Origin of the sequence: Siminovitchia jepli (assembly GCF_047228825.1) — a bacterium.
Taxonomy (GTDB): domain Bacteria; phylum Bacillota; class Bacilli; order Bacillales; family Bacillaceae_C; genus Siminovitchia.
The window spans coordinates 1-26,578 of the sequence record NZ_JBFEGN010000055.1; the positions used below are offsets into that span (position 1 = coordinate 1).

Genomic DNA, 26,578 nt, shown 5'->3' on the forward strand with positions numbered 1-26,578 from the left:
GGACGCAGCGGACAAAACGTGAAAGTTCATGCACGTAACCATTTCCGTGAAAACGGCATGGATGGCTTCAAGGAAGGAACAGCTCCTGTTTATCTCGGCATTGATGAAATCAGCCTGGCTAAGGGAAAAGGCAGTTATCGGCTGGTTGTCTATGACGTGTCCGTGCCATGGAGACCAGAACTTGTCTGCATACATGAAAACAGGAAAAAGGATAACGTGGTTGAGCTCCTGAAGCAAGCACCCAATCCGGAACGGATCATCGGAATTGCGATTGATATGTGGAGACCTTATAAAATGGCTATTGAAACGGCCCTGCCACACGTTTTGATTGTCATTGATGCTTTCCACGTGATCCAAGCATCCACCAAAGCATTGGAAGAGGTTCGAAAACAGGCCCAGTCGAAGTTGAGCAAGGAGCAGTCAGCAACTTTGAAACAGGATAAGGAACTGTTCACTAAAGCCCTTGAAGATCTTACAGAAGAAGAACAAAAGCGTTTGGAAAAATGGCAACAGATCATCCCTGAGCTGGCACAGGCTATATCCCTTCATCAAAATTTACGTAATTTATATCGATGCCACGATTTTGAAGAGGCATTGTCCCTGCTCGTTGACTGGGAGGAGGAAGTCTTGAACTCCTCTTTGGAACCTTTTGAAAAATTGCTAAATACAATCTGGAACTGGCTTCCGGAAATTATGAACCGCTTTATATGCAGAATCTCCAATGCAAAAACAGAAGGAAAGAACAATCAGCTTCGAGCCATGAATAAACAGGGATTTGGCTATTCCGCGCTTTCCCTAAGAGCGCGAATGTTTGCGAAAGAACAGCAAACAGCATTGAATGGATGGCGCAAGCACCAAGACAGGCTGCAAAAAAATTAGCCTGATGCACTATTCGACATTCCAAGGCACTATAGGGAACACGGACTTTGTTAGAGTCGAATTTTGTCAACTACCCCACGTTATTTTACTGAACCAAAAAGCTTTTCCAAGATTATTTTTCCGGGTCTGCGATTGGGGGCGGCTGTGTTGCCGCAACGATTGATGGGAAGCTTTCAAGCGTACAAGAGTTACAACACCTCCCTTTTATCACAGGCGGCACTCGAAGTGTACATCAAAAACGGGATGTATGAGCGTCACAAGCGGAAAATCTCCGGTCAATATGCCGCGAGGATCCGATTGTTACAGCAGGCTGGATTTCGGTATAACCAAGCGGGGTTGATTGAAATACCAGAGGTACAGGCAGGCGTCTACACGCAATTTAAGCTGCCTCATACAGTGAATGTAGAACGGTTGGTGAAACGTCTTGCGAAAAGGAACATCATCGTTGAATCCGGAAAAAGGTTTTATTTATCCCATTACTTGGACCAAGAGAAGTTTTTGCGAGTCAGTATCGCAAGGGTCAAGTTGGAGCAAATAGAGGAGGGGGTTAAAGCCATCGTGGAGGAAACGGAACGAGGCAGCCATTGGTAAGCTGCAATCGTGATTCCTGCAAACAGTATTTTTGGGAGGTCTCGCAAGATTGGCCAAACGCTTTGGGTTTAGAATTTAATCGGCTTGATTCCTCTGGATCTCGTTTGGGAGAGGGTTGAACTATTGGAGAAAGCGGTTAAATAATGAGTAATGCATGCTTGATAGTTAGAATTCGTCGAATTATAATAACATAAAATTACTTTAAAAATAAGGTGCTAAATCTTTCAAGGTATATTTTGTAGCACAAGTGAAAATGAATAAATGTTGGTGATAATTTGTATCGTAAAAAATTTAAAAGAATATCTTTAACTTGTTTTGTCTTATGTATTGTCATTTGGATTTCAAATCTAGTTTTTAGCGCAGCTAGCCCGTTGTGGCTTTTGACGTTTTTTATTGCTGGTGTTGGAGTGGTTTTTGCAATTCTTGGAAAGAGTTACAGGTTTGTTTTTCTAAATATTATAATGCTTTTAGTTTTTTTTCTCTGATGGCACTGAAATATTATAAATTCAGAAGGTTGAGGGAGTGACATTAAGTCATTCTCTTTTTTTTCAGCCACTTAAGTGCTCAAGTTGAGAGTTTGTAACATTAAGAAGACTTACGATTGATTACGTCACAAAAAAATAAACCCCAAAACCTCTGTATCAATCGAAAGTAATCTAAACTGTACCAATATAAAAAGCGCCTAGCCCTTTGATATGAAAGGATTAGACGCTTCTCTGTTATATCGGGATGACAGGATTTGAACCTGCGACTCCTAGCACCCCATGCTAGTGCTCTACCAAGCTGAGCTACATCCCGAAAAAACGACAATCTCATTATACGAAAAATAGACGTAAAAAACAATGATATGTGCACAAATTCTTTTTCAATGGGGCTGTGCCGTTCTTTTTAAGAAACAAAACGATGGAAAAATCGAAAAAAAAGTCCATAAATGACGCGGGTAAAAGCTCCGGAAAAGCGTTACATTGCGTGCCCTCAAGGGCACAAATGACATCATAGCTCCCCCCAAAAGGGAGTATCCGATCCTTCTGTTTCAAGAATACACATATTTTTCTGGATTTATTTCGTTTTATTTAATATCATAATATTTTAATGATAAAAAGGATCAGGAAGTGACGCAGCTTGTTTGTACATATCGTCGATAAGGACATTTATTTAAAATTAGTGGATGTGAATGACGCCCAAAGGTTGTTTCAGTTGACGAGTGATTCAAGGGTGCATTTGAGAAAATGGGTCCCATGGGTGGACGACACTCGTTCTGTAATGGATACGGAAGATTTTATCAAAGAAAGCCTGAAAAGTTATGATGAATATAAAAGCATGAATATGGTTGTCGTGTTTAAAGACGAAGTTGTCGGGGTGGCAGGCTTTAATGAGTTTGATTGGCCAAACAAACATGCTGCCATTGGATATTGGCTTGGCAACCAGTATACAGGGAAAGGGATCATGACAAGGGTTGTCAGGGAGCTGACGGATTTTGCTTTTACCCAATTGAATCTAAATCGGGTGGAAATCAGGGCAGCTGCAGAAAACGAAAAAAGCAGGGCCATCCCGGAAAAACTCGGGTTTAAAAATGAGGGGCGCATCCGCGAGGCGGAGTGGCTGTACGATAAATTTGTCGACCATATCGTTTATGGGATGCTGAAAAAAGAATGGCTTGCCAAAAAAGAACCAGTACAAATTTAAAAGGCACGGCCTCGTTCGAGGCGCGCGCCTTTTTGTATGGCATTGACTCTTAATCAATTGTTTGATTAAAAGGTAAAGTCCACTTCTTTTTGTTCCTGCTCTTCATAACCCTTCATGTATTTAATGCGCCGCTGGGCGGAAGCAGCGTTGACTTGCTCGTCAGCATGGTAAGAAGAGCGGACGAGCGGGCCAGATTCGCAATGGCTGAACCCTTTTGACAAGGCGATTTCCTTCAGTTCTGCAAACTCATCAGGATGGTAGTAGCGTTCCACTTTCAAATGTTTTTTTGTCGGCTGCAAATACTGGCCGATTGTCATAATATCCACATCATGGGCGAGCAGGTCGTCCATCGTTTCGAGGATTTCTTCTTTCGTTTCGCCGAGCCCGACCATCATGCTCGATTTCGTTGGCGTGTTCGGTGCAATTTCTTTTACACGCTTTAATAATTGAAGGGAGCGGTCATACATCGCCCGGGCGCGGACGCGGCGGGTCAAGCGCCGTACCGTTTCAATGTTATGGTTAAAAATGTCCGGGGCACTTGACATTAATGTCCTTAAGCTCTCGTAATCGCCTTTCATATCGGATGGCAGTATTTCAATCGTACAACCCGGGTTCCCTTCCCTGATTTTGCGAACCGTTTCGGCGAAAACGGCTGCGCCCCCGTCTTTTAAATCGTCCCGGGCGACCGCCGTAACGACTACGTGCTGAAGTCCCATGATTTTTACCGATTCCGCAACACGTGCCGGCTCATCCCAGTCAAGCTCTGTCGGCAAGCCTGTTTTAACCGCACAGAAGCGGCATCCTCTCGTACAAGTGTCGCCCAAAATCATGAATGTGGCGGTTTTTCTTTCGCTCCAGCATTCATGAATGTTCGGGCAGCGGGCTTCTTCACAAACGGTATTCAGGCTTTTTTCCCGCATCAATTTTTTCAATCCGGTATATGATTCATTTGTGTTGATTTTGATTTTAAGCCAATCCGGCTTCCTTATGTATTCCTCACTCTTTGCCATTGGCCGGCACCTTCTTTCTAAAATGTAAATTCCAATCGTCAGAGCGATATTTTGCATCAGCCAATTCATGCACTTCTTCCCATTGTTCATCTGAAAGTTCAATTGGAACAAATGTTAAACCGAGCCCCGTTTCAAAACCTTTCCGAAATGCCTCTTCGGCATCTTCATATGTCACATTTTTACCCAATGCTTCATGAATGGTGATGGCCTTTGCCGAAAAAGCTTCGCGTTTGGCAGCCCGTGTTTCCTCATCGGGAAATTGAAAAAGATCAAACAACAATTGTTTGTTCATCGTAAGCGGGATGGATCCGTGCTGGAGAAGTACGCCTTTTTTTCGTGTTTGTGCATGTCCCGAAATTTTTTTCCCCTCCACTAACATTTCATAGTCGGAAGGTCTTTCGAAACATACAGCCGTACGGTCGCGAAACCGTTCTTTCGGAATGGAATATTCCGCATTAATACCCAAATTGCGGAAACCCGCCATAATTCCTTTGGATAATTCGAAGTATGCCTCACGAATAGAGGTAGGGATATAATCTTTCTTTTCGGAGACAACGACGCTGTAAGTCAGCTCGTCATCATGCAAAACCGCGCTGCCGCCTGTTTGCCGGCGGACAAACTCACAGCCGTGGCGCCTGACCCCTTCCATGTCAATGGCCCTTTCCACTCTTTGAAAGTGGCCGACAGAAAGCGTTGGCTTCGACCAGCCGTAAAAACGGAGAACGGGAGGAATTTGGCCTTCACTGTGCCAATTGAGCAGTGCCTCATCCATCGCCATGTTAACCGCAGCATCGTTAAAGCCGGAGCTTAACAATCCCCAAGTATCGTTCATTTTATCAACTCCCAAGGTTAAACGCTTACGAAGCGAAAAGTCTCAAATATTGCCTTTATCTTAACGAAAGTAGGTTTATAAGTAAAGCTTCACGAACCGGCAAGATGTCAGGAAAAAGTATAAATGGGAAAGATTTCGTTAATGATGCTAAAAACCTTTTACAGATGGAGGTACAAAGCCATGAAAAAAATCCTTTTATTGATGATACTTGCAGTAGTCTTTATTTTGGGGGCCTGCAAAGGAGGCGGCCATAATACACTGGATGAAAAGGAAGAAGCAGTACCGACGAGCAGCAAATCCCCGATCAATATTCCATTGATCAACCGAAAAGGGGAGAAGACGGGAGAAGCGGAACTTGTTGAAACGGATAAAGGCGTGGCGATCCGCGTCATGGCACAAGGGCTGGAGCCCGGAAAAAAAGCCATTCATATTCATGAAACAGGAAAATGCGTGCCGCCGGACTTTAAATCGGCCGGAGCCCATTTTAACCCGTTCAATAAAGAGCATGGATTTCACAATCCAAAAGGCTACCATGCCGGAGACTTGGTAAATATAGAGGTCCCGGTCAACGGAAAAGTTGATGTCGTATTAAAATCAGCCGACGTGACATTAAAAACCGGGCAGCCAAATTCCATTCTTGATGGAGACGGCAGCGCTCTCGTCATCCACGAAAAGGCAGACGACTACAAAACCGACCCGGCGGGCAATGCGGGAAACCGGATTATTTGCGGGGAAATAGTAAGAGAAGGAAATTAATGGTCATAAAAGCCCTTCAACACAAAAGTGAAGGGCTTATTTTTTATGGGTGAAATGTTAATTCCTCATCAAGATGTGCCCTCCGGATCCTCAAATGTCATTTCAGGCGGTTCTTGTTTGAAGGCTTTTGTTAAAAAGAGCAAGTAAATCAATCCGATGACTGCCCAAATGGTGCCAAGTGTTAAGGCATGTATGTCCAGATTAAAGAACAACCAAATATTTAATCCTGTTCCAATCAGCGGCAGCAATAAATACAGGACGAGCTCCTTGCCTTGCCGTTTGTTTTTCTTCACAAAATAATGGCCAATCACGGAAGCGTTAACGAAAGTAAACGTAATGAAAGCTCCAAAATTGATGAATGATGTAGAAGTAGATACATCCATGAACAATGCAAGCAGGCCGATAATCGCTACGACAAAAATATTGATAATCGGTGTCCGGAAACGAGGGTGCAGTGCACCAAATAATTTTTTAGGCAGCACATTGTCTCTTCCCATCGCAAACAGCAAACGAGCCGCACTCGCTTGGGCTGATAATCCGGATGCGAACTGGGCTGTAATCATACCGGCGAGGAAGAGGGCGCTAAATAAGTTGCCTCCGACAAAGCGTGCAATTTCAAGCCCGGCAGAATCCGAATCAACAAATTGAGTATGATCCGGAAAAACCAAATAAATAAAATAAGAAGCTGTTACGAAAATGGCGCCTCCCAACAATGCAATGAGGAAAATGGCTTTTGGCAATGTTTTTTCCGGGTCGATGGTTTCTTCTGACAGGGTGGTTACTGCATCAAAACCTAAAAATGAATAACACGCAATGGAAGCGCCCGCAAGAATAAGAGGCAATGACATGTCCCCGTTAAAAAATGGCGTAGCTGTAAACAGTGATCCCATACTATTTTCATTTAACACACTTGCAACAGAAAGAATAATAAAGAGACCGATCACAAGAAATTGAAATAGCATCATAATCAAATTGATATTGGTTGTTACCCGGATCCCAATCACGTTGATGGCTGTTGTAATGAAAATAAATGTCAAAATCCAAACCCAAACTGGAACACTTGGGAAAGCAGCATTTAAATAAACGCTTCCAATCAGCCAAATAACCATCGGCAAGAATACGTAGTCCAATAAGACGGACCAGCCAACCATAAATCCTAGATGTGGATTAATCGATTTCCGGGTAAACGTGTAAGCGGATCCGGAAACAGGGTAAGCTCTGACCATTTGCCCATAGCTGTAGGCAGTGAATAACATAGCGATTAATGCAACTACATATGCTGTAGCGACCACGCCATGTGTTTCTTCAGCAAGAACCCCGTAAATGCCAAATACAATCATCGGGGTCATATAAGCAAGACCAAATAAAACAATTGGTGCAAGCGTCAACGTACGGCTAAGAGTTTGAGTACTCTGCTGTTGTTCCATCTTTTTCTTCCTTCCTATTAAAAAATGTAGCACCTTTGTTTTATGCAATTATCGTACCAACATTTTAATTTTACCGGATAAAACAGCATATGAGTATGGTAAAATATATAAAAAGATGAAAAAAATCATCATTTGCCTCAAAATGAACGCTTTTTAGCGTTTCTAATGAGCTTTTCATTAAATAAAAATTGTTATATAATGAAAAATATCATTTTTGATGATAGTTTTCATTATTTTGAGGTGAGCCTGTTGAAATATATGTCTATTTTTGTTGATCTGCACTATAAAATTGTTGAATGCCAGGGGGAAGCGGAGGAAATTTTCGGCACCTCTTCTTTCGAAATCAAAAGAGGTCTTCATATATACGATATTCCATGGAAGCAAGTATTACAGACACCGCCTTCCCTCAATAAGGGCATTCATATCACCAGCCTGTTGACCGGCGACTTTATCATTTTCTACCTCGTAAATATTCCGGATCAAATTAATTCTGAACATCATTTGCTCCTTATCAGCAGGTTGGATCAAAACCTTTCTTTGACTGAAGGAATGGAATCTCTTCCTGTTGAAGTCAACGACATTCCGTTTCATTCCAAGCAAATGAAAAAAATCATTAATATTTTGCAGCGAATTTCCCACGTCGATTCAACCGTTTTATTATTGGGTGAAACAGGAGTTGGAAAGACATGGCTTGCGCGTTATATTCACCAAATCAGCTCAAGGTCTAATAAGCCTTTTATACCGGTCAATTGCGGCGCTCTTCCAGAAAGTCTCATTGAATCGGAGCTGTTCGGCTACGAATCTGGTGCTTTTACAGGTGGGCGCGCCAAGGGGAAAAAGGGACTCATGGAGATGGCTGACGGAGGCATCCTTTTTTTAGATGAAATTGCCGAACTTCCCTTTTCGGTACAATCCAAATTGCTTGAAGTACTGCAGGAGCACACTTTTCGCAAAGTGGGGGGGACAAAAAATATAAAAGTGGATATAAGGATTATTGCGGCGACAAACAAAGATCTTCAAAAAATGGTCATGGAAAAAAAGTTTCGTGAAGATCTCTATTATCGCCTGCATGTGGTTCCAATTACGGTCCCGCCATTGAGAGAGCGAAAAGAAGAAGTGATTTCTTTAGCTGAACAATTTGTACAGGCCTTTAATGAAAAGTACGGACGCGATTTTACGCTTACAAAAGAGATAAAGGAGCAGCTTTTGATGAACTCCTGGCCGGGCAATATTAGAGAACTTGAAAATACCATTGAAAGAATGGTCGTCACCGGCCTTAAAGAGCCAATCCATCCGGGGGAGCCGGCTGCTGCAAGCGCTCAGATTTTTGATGATGACGGGCAGTTGCCGCCGTTAAAAGAGGCAAAAAAGGAGTTTGAAAAAAGTTTGATACTTCGAGCATATGATTTGTATGGTACTACGTATAAGGCAGCTAAAGTTTTACAAGTGGATCAGTCAACGATAGCCAAGAAAATAAAGCAATATCGGGAAGAGGAGAGATCATCAAGATGAGGGAGATCAATATCGCATTGGCGCAGCTGAGATGTGAGTTGGGTAACAAGGAATTGAACTTGCTCAGAATTTTACAAAGTTTGGAAGAAGCCAGCCGAAAAGGCGCAGATTATGTTCTGTTTCCTGAATTGTTTTTAACCGGCTATGTCATTGATGAAAGGCTGGTCCAATTGGCAGAAACTGTTGAAGGTCCAAGCATTAATAGTATTCGCGAGAGAGCCAAACGCTACAGGATCGGGGCTGTTGTTGGTTTTCCCGAGAAGGATGGGGACCGTTTATATAATTCGGCCATATTGATAGGAAAAAATGGAGAGATGATCGGAAAGTACCGAAAGGTCCATCTTTACCATAAAGAAAAGGATTGGTTTACGGCGGGGGATGAATTCCCGATTGTGCATTTGCCTGAAGGAAAAACAGGACTTTTAATTACCTACGATATGGAATTTCCGGAACCAGCCAGAATTATGGCATTAAAAGGAGCCCGTCTCTTGCTTGTATTAGCAGCTAATATGGTGCCTTACCAAGGTTTTCAAGACATTTTTATCAAAGCCCGCGCGTTGGAAAATCATATTTTCACGGCGCTCGCCAATATGGTTGGGCTCGATAATGAAAATGTTTTTTTTGGCGAAAGCCAGGTTGTACATCCCAACGGGCAGGCCATCTATAAAGGGAAGAATAATGAAGAGCTCCCTATTATTACATTAAATATCGAGGAAACGATCCCGGAAGAAAAGATGCTTGATTATTTGGGGAATCGAAGAACTTCCGTGTATCGTTCAGAAGATATGTATTAAGCAAAAAAAGATGGCATGGAATTTGCATCTTTTAGAATGCGGGAGGGGTATTGATGGATAGAATAAAAGTGACAATCGCTCAATTAATACCAAAACTGGGCGATAAACAACACAATTTAGAATTGATCTCCGAATCGATGGAAAAGGCCGAAAAAGAAAGGTCTCATCTTGTTGTCTTTCCCGAGTTGTTTTTAACAGGTTATTCGATTGGAGAGAATTTACATGAAATGGCCGAATCAGAAGATGGTCCCAGTTTGGATGAAATAAAGACATTATGCCGTAAACACGGGATTTACACTGTCATAAGCTTCCCCGAAAAAGATGAGGAGGACAACTATTATATTTCTTCTGCTTTAATCGATCATAATGGAAAAGTATTGGGTATTTATAGAAAAACCCACTTGTTTGATGAGGAAAAAAAATACTTTACCCCCGGATCTGATTTGAAAGTGATTGATTCTCCTTTGGGAAAAGTGGGGATGATGATTTGTTTTGATGTGGAATTTCCGGAAATTGCCCGGGCGTTAAAGCTCAAAGGCGCCGACTTTATTGTGATCGTCAATGCCAATATGCATCCATATCAAGAACATCATCACCTTTATGTCCGCAGCCGGTCAATGGAAAATGAAATCCCGGTGATTATTTGCAACAGGCTTGGGGTCGAGGGGAATCTCCATTTTTGCGGGGACAGCATGGTGATGGATGCGACCGGGAAAGTATTGGCAGCCATGAACGAAGATGAAGGCGTGAAAACAGTTGAATTGCCCATTAAGCAAACCTTAGATCCTAAAATGAGTTATACACAAAACAGGCGAAAAGAGTTATACAATATTCTTACACAATAAAGAGCGCTTCCCCGTCAATTTGGCGGGGATTTGTATATAGAGGGAACATATCAGCCATGAAAATTTGATGAAATCCGAAACGTTGCCACATGAACAGGGAGTAAGGTACTTGCATAAAACGTAAAGAAAACGGATCAACGGCCAATAAAAGCCCGGTTGCCCCGGGGCGGCAATAACCGCTGGATCTTAGCCCTAACTGACCCTAAACTCCCGCCTAATTGGAGTTTTACTTACCATTCTGCCTCTTAAAAGCCGAAAAAGTGTTTCCGCCTAATAAAGCATATATAATGAATTAATAAAAAGTGAAAGGAAATCCTTCATGAAGCAGCAAGACTTTACAGCCGGGCCGATTGGGAAGCAGCTGTTCGTTTTCGCGTTTCCGATTCTGCTGACGAATCTGCTGCAAGTTTCCTATCAATTTATTGACAGCTTGTGGGTGGGGAACCTGCTTGGGGCGGATGCTCTTGGATCTGTCGCTCTTTCGAGCACGGTTATTTTTACGGTATTATCCTTTATTATTGGTGTCAATAATGCCACCTTGACGATACTATCCCAATTAAAAGGGCAAGATGATCAGCAAAGGCTGCGCAGTTTCGTAAATGCATTTGTTGTCATTTTGGGAGGGATGTCCCTTATTCTCGGCGTGATGGGGTTCGTGTTTGCCAAAAACATTTTACTGTTTTTGGGAACCCCGGCGGCGATGCTGGATGAGGCGGTCAGCTATTTGCGGATCAACTTTCTCGGGATTCTTTTTTTGTTCGGCTATAATTTTATCGGTACGGTGTTTCGGGCGCTCGGAAACAGCAAGACGCCGCTCCGGTTTGTCATGATGGCGGTCATTTTAAATGCGGTTCTCGACCCTTTGTTCATGTATGTTTTTAATTGGGGGATTGAAGGAGCGGCTGTGGCCACGATTGTTGCACAGGGAGCCGCTTTTGCCTATGGTTTGGGTGTCGGCATTTCCCGCAAAATGATCCCGTTCTCCCTCCCGAAGCTGCCGAAGAAGGAAGAAGCCTCGCTCATTTTGCGCCAGGGGATTCCCGCTGGATTGCAAATGACCGTCATATCTGCGGGCATGGCTGCGATTATGAGCGTTGTCACCCAATTTGGCGGGGATGTCGTGGCCGGATTTGGTGCGGCCCAGCGGCTTGACAGCATCATCATGCTTCCGGCCCATGCGCTTGGTACCGCCGTCAATAGCATGGCGGGCCAGAATATTGCGGTGAAAAAGTGGGAGAGGGTCAGACAAATTACCGTATACGCCACATTTTTGAACTTGGGTGCGATGCTTGTGGCGGCTTTGCTTATTTTTATGTTTGCCCGTTGGGGCATCCGCATGTTTATACAGGATGCCGGGGCGGTTGCGTTCGGAACCGAGTATGTGAAGATCGTCGCATTCTTCTATCCTTTCCTCGGATTTAACTTTGTCTGGAACGGCGTTGTCCGGGCTTCGGGAGCAATGTTTCAAGTGCTTGTCCTGAACATTATTTCCTTTTGGGTGCTGCGGTACCCGCTCACATTTCTATTTGCCAATTTTTTGGGAGAAAAAGGAATCGGCTATGGAATCGGTACGAGCTTCGTCATCAGCAGCGTGTTGGCATTCGGATATTACAAGTTCGGAAAATGGCGGGAACGGGAACTTTTCCAAAGTAAAAAATAGTCTCCAGAAAAACCGCATTTTTGAAAAGTTGATCGTATTTCGGGAAAAATGATCGTATTCTTGAAAAGTTGATCCTATTTTCTAAATTTGGAGAGTAAATACAAATTAGTGGCGAGTATTTTCTGATTTGTGAATTCCCGGGAGCCAATTTTGGGCAGCCAACTGGGAATGTCCGCTCATTTCCCATCATTTTATATTAGTATGATTTATTTCTGTCACTTTCTATTTCCAAAAAGATCGTTACATTGTAAGATAAAACTATCAGATCATTTTAGCCCGGATCAAATGATGATCCGGGCAGCGTTTTGTTCAGGAATATATTATTGGAGGACAAAAAATGGGAACTTTGGTATCAGATGTGAGAGTCGAGTCGGACTTTTTGGGCTCAAAAGAAGTCCCGGCTGATGCTTATTACGGAATTCAAACGTTGCGGGCGGTGGAAAATTTTCCGATCACCCGCAATAAGCTGCATCCGGAATTAATCAAGGCACTTGCCATTGTCAAAAAGGCGTCCGCACTTGCAAATATGGAAGTGAATTTGCTTGCTTTTCCGTTGGGAAAAGCGATAGTGCAAGCAGCCGAAGAAATCATTGCCGGAAAGCTCCACGACCAATTCATTGTCGATCCGATCCAGGGCGGGGCAGGTACGTCGATGAACATGAACGCCAATGAAGTGATCGCCAACCGCGCGCTTGAAATACTCGGGAAAAAAAGGGGCGAGTACTCCGGCATCAGCCCGAATTCACATGTCAACATGTCCCAATCAACGAATGATTCGGTTCCGACTGCCATACATATCGCCGTATTGCGTGTATTAGATGAATTATTATTAACAATCGATGAGATGAAAGAAGTTTTTACAAAAAAACAAAAAGAATTCGACCATATGGTCAAAATGGGAAGAACGCACCTGCAAGATGCTGTTCCCATCCGTCTCGGCCAGGAGTTTGGCGCCTATAGCCGTGTCATAGAAAGAGATATGAAAAGAATCAGGACAACGCGCGAAAACCTGTTTGAAGTTAATCTCGGCGCAACGGCTGTCGGGACCGGGTTAAATGCAGATCCGCGCTATATTGAATTGGCGGTAAGCCACTTACGCGATATTTCCGGATTGCCGATGGTGGCGGCAGACAATTTGGTGGATGCAACCCAAAATACGGATGCGTATACGGAAGTATCTTCCGCCTTGAAAATTTGCATGATCAACATGTCCAAAATTGCAAACGATCTTCGTTTGATGGCGTCCGGACCGCTGACGGGCCTTGCAGAAATCCGATTGCCGGCACGGCAGCCGGGCTCGTCCATCATGCCGGGAAAAGTCAATCCGGTTATGGCTGAACTGATTAATCAAATTGCTTTCCAAGTAATCGGAAACGACCAAACGGTGGGTCTTGCTTCCGAAGCGGGGCAATTCGAATTGAATGTCATGGGACCAGTCCTTGTGTATAACTTGCTTGAATCGATTACCGTCATGACGAATGGATTCAAGGTGTTTACAAAATATTGTGTCTCCGGTATAGAAGCAAATGAAGACAGAATGAGAAACTCTGTTGAATCAAGCGTCGGCATCATTACCGCTGTCAACCCGCATATTGGCTACGAAGCAGCCGCGGCCATTGCCAAGGAAGCGATAGACACGGGACGCTCTGTCAGGGAACTGTGCCGCGAGCTGGGTGTTTTGACCGAAAGCGAGCTTGACCGGATCCTCGATGCCCACGAAATGACCAACCCGGGCATTGCGGGTGCCGCTTTATTAAAAAATAAAAACCGATAAAGTTGCTTTAACGGGCATAACGTGTTGAAAAAACCGGCCGAATTCGTCTATATTTATCCGCGGTCCAAATCCCGCGGACATGTTTTTGTGATCCGGTATTTAATTTTGATCATCCGCGGAACAAAGTTTATGATCCGAAGAGAGGGGCTGTCTAAGGACAAATCCATAAAATTAAAAAATCAAGAATGCTGTTATATCAACATTTTTGAATAGGAAAAGGGGCGTCCAAAAGTCGAAAAATCGACTTTTCGGACAGCCCCTTTCAATCTATTAAAAAGCCAATCTTGCCGAATTGTTCGGCGTCCTCCAAACGCTGGAAGGCTTCTTCGTATTTGCTTAACGGAAAAATTTGGTCAATGACAGGTTTAATTCGATGTTTTTCAATGAAATGGAGCATTTCTTGAAACTCTTCCGCGCTTCCCATCGTAGATCCGAGCAAATTGAATTGGCCGTAGAAGAAGTTTCGGAGATCCAATTTTATTTCATCGCCGGCCGACGCGCCGAATGTGACGATTGTGCCGCCGGGATGAAGCTGGGCAATCGACTTGTTGAATGTAGCGGCTCCGACCGATTCGATGACAAGATCTACTTTTTCCCCTTCCAAGGCTTCGTTCCAATCATCATTGCTGTCAATGGCTTTATCGGCTCCAAGGGCGATGGCCTGCCTGCGTTTTTCTTCGGACCGTGATGTCACATAGACAGTGGCGCCGACCGCTTTGGCAAATTGTAAAATAAAGGTAATAACCCCGCTTCCTACTCCCGGAAGGAGCAATGTTGTTTGAGGGGTGACTTTTCCTCTTGTAAAAAGGGCACGGTAAGCGGTCAGGGCAGCCAATGACAGAACGCCCGCTTCTTCCCAAATTAAAAATTTTGGCTTTAAAACGGCGTTTTCCGCCGGAACGACTATGTATTCGGCAAAAGTGCCATGGAACGGCAATCCAACGATTTCAAAACCCGGAGGCGGTGCATCACTATTTTTTTCCCATCCCAATCCCGGATTGATGATAACTTCATCTCCAACTTCTACGTTTGTAACACCTTCGCCCACTGCGTCTACGATGCCGGCTCCATCAGATCCAACGATGAGCGGTGGATCAGCCGGTTTATGGCGATGGAGTACAAACAGATCACGGTGATTCATCCCTGCCGTTTTTAGTTTAACTCTCACTTCCCCGGCACTTGGCTGTATTTCTTCCATATCACGGAGTGAAAGGCCATTCATCCCTGGTTTTCCTTCATGAACAATCGCTTTCAACGTCATCCCTCCATTTGTACAATAATTCATTCGATTTATCTCCTATTCTATCATACGGAACAATTGCGGATGTTTCTAGTACTTTTTAATGATTACAAAAGCTGTCAGGTTTTTTAGTCTTGACACTTGGGAGCAATAAGGGCTTTACTAAAGGAAAGAACAAGGTGCTTTTTAAAGGGGAGAAGGATGAATAGGCGGGGAAAAATCGGCAAATTGTTCGCTTGGATGATGGATCGGCATAACGAGAAGGACCATAAAATGTCAAGCACACGGTCTTCAAAGTAAGATCGGCCAGGAAATCAACTTGGCGGCAAAAAAATATGAAACAACATTTCTATTTGTTCCGTATATATGGAAAACCATTGCGTAAATGCCTCTCATGACAAAAGTAATGGCTAAAAACGAAAGGGGGATTATAACCCATGACTGACCAAGAGGACACAAATGTGCAGCTGATCAAGGAGATCAAAGCATTAAACGCAAAAATAAAAAAATTGGAAAAAGACATTGAGGATATCAAGTATTTTACCCCAAAGCCAGTTCTTACGCCGCAGGTCATTTCGCAAATTGGCAGTTTTATATTGGGGGCTATAGTGCTGATTGGGCTATTTTGGTAAAAAAAGGGATGCTTTGGAAGGAGGCATCCCTTTTGGGGATTGGTAATTCGACTATTCAATAGCCCCTGCAATGTCATAAAGTCCGATATCAATACCGGGCTGTTCTCCCAGTGCCAATTTGGCCAGGACTGATCCCAAAAAGGGTCCTGCTGTGAGCCCGGTCGCACCAAGCCCATTTCCGACCAATACGTTCCGATGGGAAGGCAGTTCACCAATCACCGGGAGAGAACCGGGCGTATAGGGCCGGAATCCAACCCTCGTTTCAAGGATCGCGCTCTCGGAAAGGCCGGGAGCGATATGAAGTGCTTTTTCCAAAATTTCATGAATCCCGCCCGCCGTAACACGCAAATCAAAATTCGTAAAATTCTCGTACGTTGCACCCGCCACCACTCTGCCATTTTCAAACGGGACAATATATTGATTTCCGGGCGGAATCACGACCGGCCACATGTCTGTATCTTCATTCGGAAGCTTCATATGGATGATTTGTGCTTTTAAATCTTTGACCCGAAAATCGATTCCGAGTGTTTTCAGAAGTTCTTTTGCCCATGCGCCGGCTGTTACAATATATGTATCCGCGGCAAATGAATCCTCTTCTGTTTTCACCCCGTAAACTTTGGGGCCATTGAGCATAAATTCCGCATCCGCAAAAATGATGCGGGCGCCATGTCTTCCGGCGGACCGGAGAAGGGCATCACGCAGCTTCCGGCCGTTCACGCGTGCCGCACCGCTTGCATACACTGCACCGTATCCTTCGGCAAGAGGCGGAAACAGCCTTCGGGTTTCTTCGGGGCCCAAAACCTGAATATCCCCCATTTCAGGTGCGTCTTCCCGCCGTTTCAAGGCGGTTTTTTCAATTTCGTACAGCGTTTTTTGTTCAGGGCGAACGCTGATCGCCCCCACCCTGGCGTAGCCTGTGTCGGTTTCGCCTTCCTTTTCAAGGCCGGAAATGAATTTCGGGTAAAAAGCGGCGCCCCCTTTGGCCAGTGAATACCAAGCCTTGTTGCGGCGTTGGGACAGCCACGGGCATACAATGCCGGCAGCTGCATCCGTTGCCTGGCCTTTATCCTTTCGGTCGATGACTGTCACGTCCGCTCCGTTTTTGGCCAAATGATAAGCAGTGGAAGCTCCGAGTATCCCGGCGCCAATTACGATAAAGCTGTTCATGGTTTCAATCCTTTTTTCTTAATCATATGTCTTTACATAAAAACCTTCGGTTTTGGACCATTCCGCATATACGATCCGGCCGATGTCGGGATAGCCCTCCTTTTCAAGCTCCTTTAAAAGCCAGTTTTTGGATTTCCCGATCAACTCAACCATATCCTCTTCAATCCGGCCCTCGTCGATCAACAGGATCGATGGGGCCTCGTCATCGATCTCAAGCTGCAGCTTTTCCGCGGTCGGCGGCTCGGCTGAAGGATGTTTTTTTACACTGATCGTACCGCTCGGTTCAAGGTATAGGTCCCGGACTTCTTTTAATGAAAAAATGCCCTGTTGCCGCAGCATCGTGCGCAAAGTCTCCATCTCCAGATGGTTCTTTTTCATTTTTTCCAAGTTCAATTCTCCGTCTTTGATAATCCTGGCTGTCGTCCCTTTTAAAAACTTTCTTAAGTGGCTGTTTTTCGCCACAATGACTTCCACTATATAAATTAACACACCCCAAACGGCAACGCCAAAAAGCATTTGCCAAAGAGAAACTTTTTCATCGTACAGGCTCTCTTCAAGCAATGCCCCAAGTACAAGGGCGTAAATGAAATCAAATGGTGTAAATTGCCCCATTTCTTTTTTCCCGAGTACCCGGGTAACGATCAGCAAGGCCCCGAGCCCCAACGCCAATTTCATGACTGTATCCAAATATAACATGGCCATTCCTCCAACCACCCATAAATGCTTACTAACTATTACCACTGAAACAGACATGTTAAGCATGGAATGAATGATTGGCTGACATCAAGACCAGTCTGTATATAACAATAGCCCGCTTGTGAAAATTGAAACAGCTACCATTTCACCTGGCTGACCGCAGTCAAAAAGGGCGGTTTGACTTCCAGAAAGAAATGGGCCAAAAAATTAAAGGGACCCGAATCCAAACGGGTCCAAATGTTGCTAAGACTTTAATTTAATATGATTTATGATCAACCGGCTTTCCGGCAAAGTCGGCATCCTTGTTAAGCTGACAGCTACATTTTGCGTTTCCGGCACATCATATTCCAATTGCTTTGTTAAAAAAGTCAAACCTGCCTTCATCACTTCAATCGTAACCAGTTCCCCGGCGCACCGATGTCCCTTATACGGATCGCCCCCGCCTTGGGGAATGAGGTCAAACAGCCCGCCTTCCCAGTTGCGAAACCGTTCGGGCCAAAATGAAAATGGGTTATCCCATAGCCTTGGATCATGGTTCGTTCCATACACATCAAGCAGGACGAGCTGCCCCTTTTTAAAGGGAACTCCATTCCATTGAAAACCATTGCGAACCCTTGCCCCGAGAAACGGCCCAAACGGGTAGTAACGGCGAACCTCCTGGACAAACATGTGCACATCTTCTTCATTTCCGGACTGAATTTTTTCGCGTGATTCCGGAAATTTGTAAAGTGCCAATGCGCAAAAAGTCAAATATGTGGCGATGGCAACAATAGGCCTTAAAATGTTGATCAGCTCAACGGCCGCCATTTGTGTTCCGAGCGGCTTTCCTTGCGGATCGCGATATGTGGCCATGGCATGCAGTGCCGTACCTTCAGGAGTATTGACTTTACCGGAACGAACGTCCTCAATCACTTCCCTGATCCACTTTTCGGCCCGGTTCCGTGCCAGTCTTCCCTGCCAATGCCTGGGGCCAACTGCACCAAAAGCATCTACCAACTTGCCAAAATCATCCGCCCTTTTTCCCGCCTCGGCTTCTTTAAGCGGAACTCCGGACCACTCGCACGCAACCCGGCATAATAATTGTTGGATTTCATCAAAAAAAATAATTTCTTTTTTTTCTTCCCAGTTTTTACCGGCAATATTAAAATGTTGTTGGGCCAATTCTTTTAACATGCTGATCCGCTCCGGTGTCATGAGCGACATGAACAGCTGCTTGCGGTGTTCATGGGCGGCGCCGTCCATCGTCTGAATCCCGTTTTCTCCAAAGAGCGTTTTCTGAATCCGCTTCGGAGCCGCTCCTTTTCGCTGAAAAAGCCGTGGGTTGTAAAACATTCTCGCCGCTTCTTCTCCACTCATGCAAATCACTTTCTGTCCCATTAAACGGGTTTCGAAAATGTCGGACTGAAATTGCCGGCATCTATTGGGAATAAACTCGTATCCTTCCCGCAGCAAGGCAAGGCTTTGATCCAGTCCTTTTTCCCGCGGAATTTTTCCTGCTGCTGTTCCGGCTTGCTGGACGGCTGACCTCATACATCATCGCTCCTTTTTGCATTAGTCTGTATATACCCTGTTCACTTCACGATTAACGCCATTTTTAGCATTTGTAAAACGGGATGATTTATTCCTTGTCAAAAGCCGGTCAGGTCCTTTTGTTATAATAAAGAAAGGTGGTGGGACGAATGATCATTCATCTTTTTACAACAGATGAGCTGGAAGCAAAAGGAATAAGATGGCTTGTCGAATCACATGCAACAGGCGTTAGGCTGGTTGCTTTTGATGCTGTGGAAAAAATGCTCGAAGCGTTCGCGCGGGAAAAACCGGACCTTTATATCATTGACATGGATAAATGGGCGCAAAATGACGATTCGCTTGGAAGATGGCTTCAATCTGTCCGCTGGCTCGGAATTTCTTCCGAACGTATTTTTCAAACGGCATACAGGGGACTGCGTTTCCGTGCAGAGGATGTCCTGTTTCGGCCAATCGCTCCGGATGAGCTGATGAAATCCATCCAGCGGTTGCGTTTTGAAATCAGGAATGAAAAAAGAAGGTTAAGTCCTGGGGAAACGCCTGCGAAGTTGCCTATTGATTATTCGGACTTCTTCCTCGGAGATCAAAAAATAAAGGAGCCGCTTTTCATGACCGCGCTGCTGGCGCAGGATTCAAACAAACTTCCTGCCGTTTATTCCCGGTTGCAGCAATTCCCCTTTTCAGGAAAAAAACAAATTTTTGCTTTCTCGCAATTTATTTTATGTGTGGGAGATGTCGCAGAAGGGGATCGTTGCCGGGAGGAATACCTTGCCTTTTTTGAAAAATGGCAAGAAGAACAGGGTGAACCGGTTGCCATGATTATGAATACACACTGGCAAAACGTATCGTTAAAAGAAATGTATGAACGTACAAAACAGTTAACCGAAATGATCTTTTTTGAAGGCTATGACATCATATTGGCCAAAGCGGAGCAAATTCACTGGTCGCCAATGGATCCTTTTTTAACGCCCCTGGAACAAAGACAATGGATCGAGATGCTTCAAAAGCGGGATATCCAGGCAATCCGCGAATGGATGGAGCACGAGTTTCTCGAATACAAAAAACCTTATCCGCCTCCGGAAATGGTCCGAATCCGGATTACGAGCGTGCTTGCGCAAATTCGCCGCTACATGAAATCACAACAGATCCAGCATCCCGATTGGGAAAGAGCCTACCACGAAGTGTTCCGGCAAATTATTCAGGAGCCTGTCGTTTATCGGATCATCCAAAATTTTTTATCATTTACGATTCGGTTGCTGACAGAACAGATTGGGCGCATTGATGCCGGTTCCAAGACGCTCGTTGAAAAAGTAAAAAGCCTGATGGAGTCCAATTATTGGGATCCGCAGTGGAATTTGGAGGCTTGTGCCGACACGCTCCGGATTCATAAAAGCACATTGAGCCGGCGTTTTGCGGCAGAATCGGGAAAAACATTCCGTGAAACATTACATGAAATAAAAATTCGCGAAGCAAAACGGCTTTTAAAAGAGACAGATTTGCCGCTCGATGAAATCGCCCGTTTGGTCGGTTATCAGCACCGGACTTATTTTAATGCAAAATTTAAGCAGATGGAAAAAAAGACACCCACAGAGTATCGGATGGGCCTTGGTCAATAAACTTGACAGAATAGGCCGCTTTTAACTGAAATCAATTATAAATAAATGCGTATAAAAGAAAATATACGAAAAATATTATAAAAATATCATCAGATTATAAGTCGGTATGGTGAAATTCGATTGTACAATATTGATAGAAAAGGAGGCTGGTCAGTTTGAAACCGATTACAAATGAACGGGCCGTCCGTTATCGGGGGACAGAGTTAAATACGAAAGGGTGGCTTCAAGAAGCGGCTCTTCGCATGCTTATGAATAATTTGGATCCGGATGTGGCGGAAAATCCTGACGAACTCGTCGTATACGGAGGAATCGGGAAGGCCGCCCGCAACTGGGATTGTTTTGACGCGATCGTAAAATCATTAAAAGAATTGGAAAACGATGAAACCTTGCTTGTTCAATCCGGAAAGCCGGTCGCGATTTTTCGTTCACATGAAAATGCACCGCGCGTCCTGATCGCAAACTCCAACATCGTTCCGGCCTACGCCAATTGGGATACGTTCCATGAGCTCGACAAAAAAGGGCTGATGATGTACGGCCAAATGACGGCCGGCAGCTGGATTTATATCGGCTCCCAAGGAATCGTACAAGGAACTTACGAAACGTTTGCAGAACTCGCCAAACAGCATTTTAACGGTTCGTTGAAAGGTACGATCACCTTAACGGCGGGGCTCGGCGGAATGGGAGGCGCCCAGCCGCTGGCGGTCACAATGAATGGAGGAGTTTGCATCGCGATTGAAGTCGATGAACAACGAATCGACCGGAGAATTGAAACCCGTTATGCAGATGTAAAGGCAACATCTCTCGACGAAGCCCTCACACTCGCAAAAGCAGCGAAACACGAAGGAAAAGCCCTCTCGATCGGGCTGTTGGGGAATGCGGCGGAACTGTTGCCTGAAATGATCAAGCGCGGTTTTATTCCGGATGTACTGACGGACCAAACATCTGCCCATGATCCGTTAAACGGGTATATTCCTGCGGGCATTTCGCTGGATGAGGCAGCCGAGCTTCGAAAAACGGATCCGGATGAATATGTGAAGCGCTCAAAAGCGTCCATGGCACAACACGTAAGGGCGATGCTCGAGATGATGAATAAAGGCGCCGTTACGTTCGATTACGGCAACAATATCCGCCAAGTCGCAAAAGATGAAGGAGTGGAAAATGCATTCGATTTTCCGGGCTTCGTCCCTGCCTACATCCGCCCGCAATTTTGTGAAGGAAAGGGACCTTTCCGCTGGGCGGCATTATCTGGTGATCCGGAGGACATCTATAAGACAGATGAAGTGATTTTGCGCGAATTCAGCGACAATAAGCATTTATGCAACTGGATTAAAATGGCACAGGAAAAAATTCAGTTCCAGGGGCTTCCGTCGCGCATTTGCTGGCTCGGTTATGGAGAGCGCGCCCGCTTTGGAAAAATCATTAATGATATGGTAGCAAGCGGCGAGCTGAAAGCGCCGATCGTCATCGGCCGCGACCACTTGGATTCCGGTTCCGTCGCCTCGCCGAATCGGGAAACTGAAGCGATGAAAGACGGTTCGGATGTCGTGGCGGACTGGCCAATTTTAAATGCGCTCATCAATGCGGTAGGAGGAGCCACCTGGGTATCCGTCCACCACGGCGGCGGAGTCGGCATGGGCTACTCTCTGCATGCCGGAATGGTGATTGTTGCCGACGGAACGAAAGAAGCGGAAGCGCGGCTTGAGCGGGTGCTGACGACGGATCCCGGCATGGGGATCGTCAGGCATGTGGATGCCGGATACGAATTGGCGGAAAAAACTGCCCGGGAAAAAGGCGTCCGCATTCCGATGCTCAAAGAGCAAGCGTAATGGCTTTTGCGGCCTGCAGGATACAGGATTCGCACGGATAATGGGCTGCTAATCCGCGGGTAAAAGTGGTTATCCACGGATAAAGGTCGGCTATCCGCGGGTAAATCTCGGCTATCCGCGGGTAAAGGTCAGTTATCCGCGGGTAAATTCCGGTTATCCACGGGTAAAGGTCAGTTATCCACGGGTAAATCCCGGTTATCCACGGGTAAGCCCCGTTTATCGGAAACTGAGATCTTTTGCCCAAGGGTATCAGTGATGTATTCATCGTTAGGAATGATGTTCAGCTGACGGAAGAAAAAGGACAGCAAATCGTTTGAATAGCAATTTTGGGAGGATGATAGAGTGGCAAAACCGGTATGGATCAAACACGCTTCACAGCTGGCAACGCTGGCGTTGGATACCAAGGGTCCGCGCGTGAAAGAACAGATGTCCGAACTTGGCATCATTGAAGACGGCAGCTTGTGGCTGGAAGACGGCGTGATCAAGGCGGTTGGAACAACGGCCGAGCTTGAAAAGAAGTACGGAGAGCGGGAAAAAGAAGCGGATGCAGTGGATGCTTCCGGCCGCCTCGTTACCCCTGGTCTGGTGGATCCGCACACCCATGTGGTGTACGGCGGAAGCCGCGAGCGCGAATTTGAAATGCGGCTGGAAGGCGCCACCTATATGGAAATCATGAACGCAGGCGGCGGCATCCATGCGACTACCCGCATGACACGGGAAGCAAGCGAAGAGGAGCTGATTGAACAAACCACATGGCGGCTCGATTCATTTCTCGCCCACGGCGTGACAACCGTCGAGGGAAAAAGCGGATACGGCATGAGCGTGGAAACCGAACTGAAGCAGCTCCGCGTCATGCAAAAGCTGCAGGAAGGGCATGCGATCGATATCGTCCCCACGTTTATGGGCGCCCACGCCGTTCCGCCGGAGTATAAAGGCCGCGAAGACGAATTTGTGGATCATTTGATCAAAGAAATGCTGCCTGCGGTCGCTGATGAAAAACTTGCCGAGTTTAATGATGTTTTTTGTGAAAAAGGCGTTTTTACCCCTGAGCAGTCCGAACGGATATTGGAAGCAGGAAAGGAATACGGGCTTATACCGAAAATTCACGCTGATGAAATCGAACCGTACGGCGGGGCAGAACTCGCTGCCAAGGTCGGTGCGATTTCAGCGGAACATTTGCTGAAAGCATCCGATGATGGAATCAAAGCGATGGCAAAAGCCGGCGTGACCGCCTGCCTGCTGCCGGCCACAGCACTGTACTTGCGGGAACAGGCCGCTAACGGCCGCAAAATGGTCGATGAAGGCGTCCCGGTTGCGATCTCCACCGACTGCAACCCGGGCTCATCGCCAACGACATCGATGCCGCTCGTCATGAACCTGGCCTGCATCTTAATGCGCATGACGCCCGCCGAAGCGTTGACGGCCGCAACATACAACGCTGCCTGCGCCATCAGCCGCCAGGACCAAGTCGGCTCATTGGAGGCAGGCAAACAGGCGGACGTCGTCATGTGGGATATTGAAAACTATCAAAAACTCCAATACTTTTTCGGCGTCAACCACGTCAAATCCGTTTGGAAAAAAGGAATCCGGGTGGTGTAACAGATGGGAGAAAATTGGCTTAGAAAACCCGATTGGTTCTGGAATCCGGCTGAGAGCGGACCTTATTTTATTCACCAATGGGTGCGTCCGCTTGGGGAAGGGCCGGGGGATCCCGACCTGATCATTTATGGGGCTCCGATTTCGCGCTCCTCGATCAGTGTGTCGGGGGCTTCCCATTATCCGGACGAATTCAGGAAGATGTGGAAAAGCTTTGCCACCTACAATTTGGATGAAGATATAGATCTCTCGGCATTTCATGTCGCAGACGCCGGAGATGTCGCGATGCATACAACCAATATATTGGAATCACATAAAAGAATCGAGGCAAGCGCTGCGTATCTTTCCGGACAGTATGCCGATGTCACCCTCTGCATGATCGGCGGAGACCACTCTACAACTGCCTGCGCCGTTCGCGGGATCAAGCAGGCTTTTCCCGAAAAAACAATCGGCATCCTGCAGCTCGATACCCACTTGGACGTCCGCGATCCCGCCGAACTCGGCCCGGCCAACGGCACCCCCATCCGCCAGCTCATTGACGGCGGCGCTGTCAAAGGGGAGAACGTCTTCAATATTGGACTGCACGGCTATTTTAATGCACGTCCCCTGATTGACTATGCGAAAGAACATGGGATCAACATGGTAACTTTGAAACAAGCGAGGGAAAAAGGCTTCCCCGCTGCTGTCAACGAAGCACTGGACAGATTATCTGAAAAAGTGGACCGTATCTACGTAACGGTGGATATGGATGTGCTGGATATCACGCACGCTCCGGGCGTCCCCGCCTCAACCCCGGGCGGCATGACAGCTGCTGAACTGTTTGACTCGTTAATTGAAATTGGCAAGCGAGAGCAGGTACGTTACATTGATTTTGTCTGCCTTGACCCGACAAAAGACTCTGCAGTCGCTGAAACGGTAAAAACCGGTGTTTACGCCTGGATGCAATTTGTGACGGGGAGGGTGATGATGGAACAGGGTTCATGACAGAAGTCTGCACTGCCGGTTTTTCCGGCGGTGCTCACTTAAAAAGTGGAAATAAAAAAACAAAAGGAGGAATGCTCGATGGATGCCATGAGAGAAGAGAAAGAAACCACAATGATGAAAGCGGATTCCAGCGCTCAGATGTGGAAGTTTTTCGTTTACAGTTTTATTGGTGCCTTCATGTTTTTTGTTCCTGTTACCATTGGCGAGCGCAACTCAATCATGCTGGATCATATTGTTTCTTTCATTCAGGAAAATGCCGGAGCGTTAACACCGTACTATGGACTGGTGATTATTGCTGCAGGGGCTTTGTATCCGTTCATCTCTGGATCTTGGAAAAAATCCACTGTCGATATTATTTTTTCAATCTTCAAAGCAATTGGGCTTTTGGTCGGACTGATGCTCGTTTTCAATTTCGGCCCGGCATGGCTGTTCAATCCTGCTATGGGACCGTTCCTGTTTGAAAAACTGGTCGTTCCCGTTGGACTGCTCGTTCCCATTGGAGCTGTGTTTCTTGCTTTGCTCGTTGGATACGGCCTGCTTGAATATGTAGGCGTACTCATGCAGCCGATCATGAGACCCGTCTGGAAAACCCCCGGTAGATCTGCAATCGATGCGGTGGCCTCCTTTGTCGGAAGCTACTCCCTAGGGCTTTTGATTACGAACCGAATTTATAAAGAAGGAAAATATACTGCCAAAGAAGCAGCCATCATTGCTACAGGGTTTTCAACTGTTTCTGCAACTTTTATGGTCATCGTAGCAAAAACGTTGGACCTGATGGACATGTGGCTTACGTTTTTCTGGGTTACATTTATCGTAACATTTGCCGTTACAGCCATAACATCCAGAATTTGGCCACTATCCAAAATAAAAGATGAATATTATGAGGATGCGACACCCCAGCCGGAAGCGGAAATTAGCGAGAACCGCTTTGCTGCTGCCTGGAAAGAGGCAAAAGCTACAGTCAATTCATCGCCAAAATTGATTGAAAATATTTGGATTAACCTGAAGGACGGAGTCCTAATGGCCATGGCCATCTTGCCTTCAATTTTATCAATTGGGTTGTTGGGCCTTGTGCTGGCTGAATATACACCTTTATTCGATTGGCTCGGTTACATTTTTTATCCATTTACGCTGCTCGTTCAACTTCCGGAACCAATGCTCGCAGCAAAAGCGGCATCCCTGGGCATTGCTGAAATGTTCCTGCCTGCATTGTTGGTTACTGATGCGGCGCTCATCGTCAAGTTCGTTATCGCCGTCATTTCCATTTCCGGGATCATCTTTTTCTCTGCTGTAGTTCCGTGCATCGTGGCAACCGAAATACCACTAACGATCCCTCACTTAATCATTGTTTGGGTGGAGCGGGTGATTCTGACGATCTTGATTGTTACGCCGATAGCGTATTTAATATTATAAAATAAAGTCTTATTTCACAGGGGATATACCCCTGTTTTGTCTGTGTCAACCATTTGTGGGCAGATATTTTCGCCCTTTATTTTTGAAAGCACTTTCACACTTTTAGGGTTCTCCA

21 protein-coding genes, 1 tRNA gene and 1 pseudogene are annotated in these 26,578 nt (G+C 45.7%); 15 read left to right on the plus strand and 8 right to left on the minus strand.

Features of this window, described 5'->3' with window-relative positions:
- Together AB1L08_RS15630 and AB1L08_RS15635 are read left to right on the plus strand one after the other, a co-directional pair.
- The coding region (locus tag AB1L08_RS15630; protein ID WP_413065583.1) for an ISL3 family transposase at positions 1-879 on the plus strand (879 nt) is incomplete at its 5' end.
- A 96-nt stretch (positions 880-975) separates the two neighbouring features.
- Positions 976-1,470: pseudogene (locus tag AB1L08_RS15635) on the plus strand (aminotransferase class I/II-fold pyridoxal phosphate-dependent enzyme); the annotation flags it as partial.
- 724 nt (positions 1,471-2,194) lie between these two features.
- Here the strand turns inward: AB1L08_RS15635 and AB1L08_RS15640 are convergent.
- A tRNA-Pro gene (locus tag AB1L08_RS15640) sits at positions 2,195-2,268 on the minus strand.
- Between the two features lie 324 nt (positions 2,269-2,592).
- Here AB1L08_RS15640 and AB1L08_RS15645 point away from each other — a divergent pair.
- Positions 2,593-3,156 carry a GNAT family N-acetyltransferase gene (locus tag AB1L08_RS15645; RefSeq protein WP_413065584.1) on the plus strand — a complete coding sequence of 188 codons (564 nt, stop codon included), beginning with the start codon at positions 2,593-2,595 and terminating at the stop codon, positions 3,154-3,156.
- Positions 3,157-3,221: 65 nt separating this feature from the next.
- Here AB1L08_RS15645 and lipA read toward each other — a convergent pair whose 3' ends face one another.
- Both lipA and AB1L08_RS15655 read right to left on the minus strand, forming a co-directional pair.
- The gene (gene lipA / locus AB1L08_RS15650) at positions 3,222-4,166 is read right to left on the minus strand and encodes a lipoyl synthase (protein WP_413065585.1); all 945 of its coding nucleotides are present in this window, start codon (positions 4,164-4,166) and stop codon (positions 3,222-3,224) included.
- Entirely contained in the window at positions 4,153-4,998 is an 846-nt protein-coding gene (locus AB1L08_RS15655) for a lipoate--protein ligase family protein (protein WP_413065586.1), read from the minus strand. The genes lipA and AB1L08_RS15655 overlap by 14 nt, the downstream gene beginning before the upstream one ends.
- Positions 4,999-5,178: 180 nt before the next feature.
- On the opposite strand from AB1L08_RS15655, the gene AB1L08_RS15660 reads away from it, so the two are divergent.
- Positions 5,179-5,754, plus strand: a complete 576-nt coding sequence (locus tag AB1L08_RS15660; RefSeq protein ID WP_413065587.1) for a superoxide dismutase family protein — start codon at positions 5,179-5,181, stop codon at positions 5,752-5,754.
- Between the two features lie 68 nt (positions 5,755-5,822).
- Here AB1L08_RS15660 and AB1L08_RS15665 read toward each other — a convergent pair whose 3' ends face one another.
- Entirely contained in the window at positions 5,823-7,181 is a 1,359-nt protein-coding gene (locus AB1L08_RS15665) for an APC family permease (RefSeq protein WP_413065588.1), read from the minus strand.
- A 258-nt stretch (positions 7,182-7,439) separates the two neighbouring features.
- On the opposite strand from AB1L08_RS15665, the gene AB1L08_RS15670 reads away from it, so the two are divergent.
- From AB1L08_RS15670 to aspA, 5 genes are all read left to right on the plus strand, one after another.
- Positions 7,440-8,693, plus strand: a complete 1,254-nt coding sequence (locus AB1L08_RS15670; RefSeq protein WP_413065601.1) for a sigma-54 interaction domain-containing protein — start codon at positions 7,440-7,442, stop codon at positions 8,691-8,693.
- Complete coding sequence (locus AB1L08_RS15675) at positions 8,690-9,487, plus strand: carbon-nitrogen hydrolase family protein (RefSeq protein ID WP_413065589.1); 798 nt, start codon at positions 8,690-8,692, stop codon at positions 9,485-9,487. The genes AB1L08_RS15670 and AB1L08_RS15675 overlap by 4 nt, the downstream gene beginning before the upstream one ends.
- A 53-nt stretch (positions 9,488-9,540) precedes the next feature.
- Positions 9,541-10,332, plus strand: a complete 792-nt coding sequence (locus AB1L08_RS15680) for a carbon-nitrogen hydrolase family protein (protein ID WP_413065590.1) — start codon at positions 9,541-9,543, stop codon at positions 10,330-10,332.
- Between the two features lie 319 nt (positions 10,333-10,651).
- Positions 10,652-11,992 carry an MATE family efflux transporter gene (locus tag AB1L08_RS15685; RefSeq protein WP_413065591.1) on the plus strand — a complete coding sequence of 447 codons (1,341 nt, stop codon included), beginning with the start codon at positions 10,652-10,654 and terminating at the stop codon, positions 11,990-11,992.
- Positions 11,993-12,329: 337 nt separating this feature from the next.
- Positions 12,330-13,766 carry an aspartate ammonia-lyase gene (gene aspA, locus AB1L08_RS15690; RefSeq protein WP_413065592.1) on the plus strand — a complete coding sequence of 479 codons (1,437 nt, stop codon included), beginning with the start codon at positions 12,330-12,332 and terminating at the stop codon, positions 13,764-13,766.
- Between the two features lie 262 nt (positions 13,767-14,028).
- On the opposite strand, the gene AB1L08_RS15695 is transcribed toward aspA, so the two are convergent.
- Positions 14,029-15,021, minus strand: a complete 993-nt coding sequence (locus AB1L08_RS15695; protein ID WP_413065602.1) for a zinc-binding dehydrogenase — start codon at positions 15,019-15,021, stop codon at positions 14,029-14,031.
- Positions 15,022-15,443: 422 nt separating this feature from the next.
- On the opposite strand from AB1L08_RS15695, the gene AB1L08_RS15700 reads away from it, so the two are divergent.
- Positions 15,444-15,638 (plus strand): hypothetical protein, encoded by a 195-nt coding sequence (locus tag AB1L08_RS15700; RefSeq protein WP_413065593.1) that lies wholly within the window; start codon positions 15,444-15,446, stop codon positions 15,636-15,638.
- Between the two features lie 51 nt (positions 15,639-15,689).
- Here the strand turns inward: AB1L08_RS15700 and AB1L08_RS15705 are convergent, their stop codons facing one another.
- The 3 genes from AB1L08_RS15705 to cypC form a co-directional block, all read right to left on the minus strand.
- Positions 15,690-16,805, minus strand: coding sequence for an NAD(P)/FAD-dependent oxidoreductase (locus AB1L08_RS15705; protein ID WP_413065594.1), 1,116 nt, complete (start codon positions 16,803-16,805; stop codon positions 15,690-15,692).
- 18 nt (positions 16,806-16,823) lie between these two features.
- Positions 16,824-17,507: a DUF421 domain-containing protein gene (locus tag AB1L08_RS15710; protein ID WP_413065595.1), complete on the minus strand. Its 684-nt coding sequence runs from the start codon at positions 17,505-17,507 to the stop codon at positions 16,824-16,826.
- A 237-nt stretch (positions 17,508-17,744) separates the two neighbouring features.
- Complete coding sequence (gene cypC / locus AB1L08_RS15715) at positions 17,745-19,031, minus strand: CYP152 family fatty-acid peroxygenase CypC (protein WP_413065596.1); 1,287 nt, start codon at positions 19,029-19,031, stop codon at positions 17,745-17,747.
- Between the two features lie 149 nt (positions 19,032-19,180).
- Here cypC and AB1L08_RS15720 point away from each other — a divergent pair, with 149 nt between their 5' ends.
- The 5 genes from AB1L08_RS15720 to AB1L08_RS15740 all read left to right on the plus strand — a co-directional run bounded on the left by AB1L08_RS15720 (position 19,181) and on the right by AB1L08_RS15740 (position 26,463).
- Entirely contained in the window at positions 19,181-20,644 is a 1,464-nt protein-coding gene (locus AB1L08_RS15720; protein WP_413065597.1) for a helix-turn-helix domain-containing protein, read from the plus strand.
- Between the two features lie 155 nt (positions 20,645-20,799).
- Positions 20,800-22,470, plus strand: coding sequence for a urocanate hydratase (hutU, locus tag AB1L08_RS15725; protein ID WP_413065598.1), 1,671 nt, complete (start codon positions 20,800-20,802; stop codon positions 22,468-22,470).
- A 342-nt stretch (positions 22,471-22,812) separates the two neighbouring features.
- Complete coding sequence (gene hutI / locus AB1L08_RS15730; RefSeq protein ID WP_413065599.1) at positions 22,813-24,069, plus strand: imidazolonepropionase; 1,257 nt, start codon at positions 22,813-22,815, stop codon at positions 24,067-24,069.
- A 3-nt stretch (positions 24,070-24,072) separates the two neighbouring features.
- Positions 24,073-25,050: an agmatinase family protein gene (locus AB1L08_RS15735; protein ID WP_413065600.1), complete on the plus strand. Its 978-nt coding sequence runs from the start codon at positions 24,073-24,075 to the stop codon at positions 25,048-25,050.
- Between the two features lie 87 nt (positions 25,051-25,137).
- Positions 25,138-26,463 (plus strand): YjiH family protein, encoded by a 1,326-nt coding sequence (locus tag AB1L08_RS15740; RefSeq protein WP_413065603.1) that lies wholly within the window; start codon positions 25,138-25,140, stop codon positions 26,461-26,463.
- The last annotated feature ends 115 nt before the right edge of the window (positions 26,464-26,578 follow it).